Origin of the sequence: Lutibacter aestuarii (assembly GCF_042676885.1) — a bacterium.
Classification (GTDB): domain Bacteria; phylum Bacteroidota; class Bacteroidia; order Flavobacteriales; family Flavobacteriaceae; genus Lutibacter; species Lutibacter aestuarii.
On the sequence record NZ_JBHTIC010000001.1, the window covers coordinates 1 to 4254 of the forward strand.

The 4254-nt window shown below is 32.2% G+C and carries 1 protein-coding gene; it reads left to right on the top strand.

The features are described 5' to 3' along the window. Positions 1-663 precede the first annotated feature (663 nt). On the top strand, positions 664-4254 hold a 3591-nt coding region (locus tag ACFQZW_RS00005; protein ID WP_386781241.1), incomplete at its 3' end, for a LamG-like jellyroll fold domain-containing protein.

The window sequence follows — 4254 nt, forward strand, 5'->3', positions numbered from 1 at the left end:
AAAAAAATTAAAGGGCAAAAAATGCTTAAGATTAAACAAAATAATTTAACTGTTCAAACCTTTGGTGTAAGTACTTTTTATACCCAAAAAGATATCCTGCGATTATTTGGAAATTCAAACGTTCTAAATTAAAAATGTTTAGAATGTTTGAATAAATTTTTTTAAAGATTAGTAATTTTTTTTCTTAGATATGATATTAATCATTATTATACTGAAAAATTCAAGTTACTTTTGACCCATAATACTCATTATTTAGCTTCTTTGAGTGATGAGTTTTTGATTTTTTTAGTTAGTAGTAAAAAAGGGAGTTTCAAAGACTCCCTTTTTTAATTTAGATTGTTTACTATTATAAGCTTTTAAAAGTAAAAAAATATTTTTAAATGTTTTATAAAGATTTAATTTTCAGCAAATAAGATTGATTTTAAAGATTTTTTACCTATATTTGATAGCATATGACATAATTGAATTATAATAAATTAATTATAATAATCAATTTAGGTTTTTATAATTTGTTGTTGAATTAGACAATTAATGAATAATATATTTAAGTTTTTACAACAAAATTTTATTTTTATAAAACAGAATTGTTGATATACTGTTCATTAAGTTAAGAGTAGCCAAAGGCATTATTAATCCCCACTTTCAATTATAAAATGTAGCGCTATGGTAAAAAAATTACTTAATCCAAAAATTTATGTATTTCTTTTTTCACTTTTTATAGGTGTAAATACTTCTTTGTATGCAAATTCATCAGTGCCTGATAATTATGTTGAATTGATTCCTGCTATTGAACAAGAGTTGGATGCTAATGAGGATATTGTTAATGCACTTTTTGGTTTGGATAAACTATTTAAAGGTGTTGAGATAACGGAAAGTGAGGGTGAGGTTTATTTTGATACGAGTGAAGAGATTTTAAAACCATCTGCTATTACTTTTTGTCCTATTGATTTTTCAGTTGGTAATGACCCAGGTCTATGCAGTGCTATAGTTACATTTACATTACCAACAACAGATATTTCTGGAGGATCAATGGTAGTAATAACCGCCCTTGGTAGTGGAGATAATTTTCCTGTGGGTGATACTCTAGTAACATTTGAAGAGAGAGATGCAACAAATACTGCAACTGGTCTAACATGCAGCTTTACTGTAACAGTTGTTGATAATGAAGCACCAACGGCTTCAAATCCATCAGATATAAATGTACAATGTTTAGGAGATGTACCAGCAGTTGATATTTTAGTAGTAACTGACGAAGCAGATAACTGCGGGACCCCTACAGTAACTTTTATCAGTCAAACAGCTGATCCAGCATTAAATGATGGAACAATTACAAGAACCTACCGTGTTGATGATGGTAACGGAAATACTATTGATGTAACTCAAGATATCGTTATTGATGATACCACTGCTCCAATAACACCAACTTTAGCTACAATTAACGAACAATGTAGTGCTACAGTTCCTATACCTACAACAACAGATAATTGTGGAAAAACTATTACTGGAACAACAAATGACCCATTAACTTATATAACCCAAGGAGCTCATAATATAGATTGGACTTTTGATGATGGTAATGGTAATAGTATTACAGTTACACAAACTGTTGTTATAAATGATACTGAAGATCCAATAGCTTCTTGTAAGGATATTACAGTACAATTAAGTGATACTGATGGTACAGTTTCAATAACTGCGGCTCAATTAGATAATGGATCTTCAGATAATTGTAATTTTACAATAACTCTTAGTAAAACAGATTTTGACTGTACCAATATTGGGGATAATTTTGTGGTTTTTACTGTAACTGATAACAAGGGTAATAAAGATACCTGTACCTCGAAAGTTACAGTTACAAGTCCAAATATTGACGGAGGGACTTTAACAGGTTATCTTGATAATACTGAAACAAGTGCAGATGCGGATGATATTATAGAAGTGACTGCTTGTCCTGAAGGGGAGTTAAAAAATGCCTATTTAAATTTAACAGGAGAACAAGGAACAATTTCACATTGGGAATCTTCTACAGATGGTGGTTTAAATTGGGCGGTAATAAACAATACCAGTGATAATTATTACTTAACAGATATAACAGAAACAACTTTAGTTAGAGCAGTTGTTGAAATAGGCTCTTGTAAAGCAGCATCTACTATTGTTTTAATATCAGTAATACCTCCAGATATTAAACCTACCATTGTTGGCCCTTCACAATATGATACATGTATAGGAACGGCTGTAACTATACAGGCACAAAGTGAGTTTGGTGTAACTCCAGATTTTAATGAAGGAGGACTTTTTAACCAAGCTAATCTTAATACTTTAGGCTGGACTGTTGATGGTGCCGCTGATATGTCTGCTGCAGGTAGTACTACAAATGATACCTATTGGAAAGAAACTACAGGACCTAAAAAATTTAACGGACGTTGTTATGGTTCACCTGATGGAACTAAATTTGCAATTGCAAGTGGAATTCCACCTTATGAAACAGATCATACCATTACTCCAATAAGTACATTAGAAACATCAGTATTTAATACATTAGGTTTAACAACGGCAAGCTTAGAATTTGATCAAGCTTATTTTTTAGAAAGTGGAGCTTGGGTAAAAATTGAATTATCTTTAGACAATGGGGCAACTTATCCTATAACTCTTGACCCAGGAGCTTCCTATGATTATACAGGACCAAGCGATACTGGATTTTCAGATCAAGGGTTTACAGGACAATGTAAAAATTCTTTAGGAACTTTAGTAGATAACCATGTGTCAATTGATTTATCTGATTATATAGGTCTAATAGGATTGCGGATTAAATTCACCTATTCTGGAACCGCTAATAGTGCTTGGGCTTTAGAAAATATTTCAATACCACAAGCACCAGTTGATGAAGTAATTGAATGGACAGATGAAAATGGGGTTGTTGTTTCAACAGGAAGTACGGTGAATATAACTCCAGTAACTCCAGGTATTCAAACTTATGGGGTAACTTCATTAATAAATGGTTGTAGAGCTAATGGAGATGAAGGGACGGAGTATATTACTATGAATGTTAGTTCAGCATATGCGGGAGAAGACATTATACCAATTGCAGGTGAGTGTGGTCTTTCAATTGTTACTTTAGCAGCATATGACAATTCTTTATCAGCACTTCAAAATTATGCCAATGGAGTTTGGGATAGCGCCTACACTTTGCCAGATTTAAGTGCCGGGGATACAGATTATCCAGGAACAGGTGAAAGTGGATATTGGAGTTTGGTTTCTGCCAATGGAGTTTGTGCTAGTGCAAGTCCAGTATTTTCGGATATTAATAGTCCTAATTCTACATTTGCTGCTGAGCCTGGAGTTTATACTTTATCATGGAATGTAGCAGGTTGTTCAACTACAGTTGAAGTTACTATTGATAGTTGTAATAGCGTAGATTTTGATGGAAATAATGATTATATAACTTTTAAAGATAATTTTAATTTTAATGCTAATTTTAGTGTTGAGCTTTGGGTGAAGCCAGAATCAGTAAGTGGAAATCAAACATTATTTTCTAAAAGAGATGTTAATGACACTTCGAATGGGTACGATTTAACATTAAATAATGCAACCTTAGAATTTAATTGGAATAATTCAGGATCAATAAGTTCTTTACATGCTCTTGATACAAGCAGATGGTATCATATAGGTATTGTTTATGATTCTGGAACTTATATAATGTATGTAGATGGCATAGAGATTGAATCTACTTCAGGATCTTTACCAATTTCAAATAACGTGGAATGTTTATTAGGAGCTATAAAAGATGCATCTGTGTCAACTAATAATTTTAGCGGTTGGATTGATGAAGTAAGGATTTGGAATACTGCTATAACTCAAGAACAGCTTCAACAAATGATGAATCAAGAAATTAAAGATAATTCTTTGGTAGCAGGAGAAGTAATTCCTTTAGATGTCAATGGTTTAAACTGGTCAAATTTAGAAGGATATTATCGAATGAATATTAATTGTGGTTCTATTTTACCGTATGCAGGTTTAGTAAGTGGTAAACTGAGAAACATGTATTCATCACAAACAGAAAATGCACCAATTCCTTACGTATCTGCTAACAATGGAAATTGGAATACAAATACCACTTGGGCTGAGCCTATAGATTGGGATGTGCCAAATAGTCAAGGGATTGATGGTAGCTCAATAGATTGGAATATAGTGAAAACCAACCATACAATAAATGCTTCTAGAGATCTAAAGTTATTAGGCTTATTAGTTGAAAGC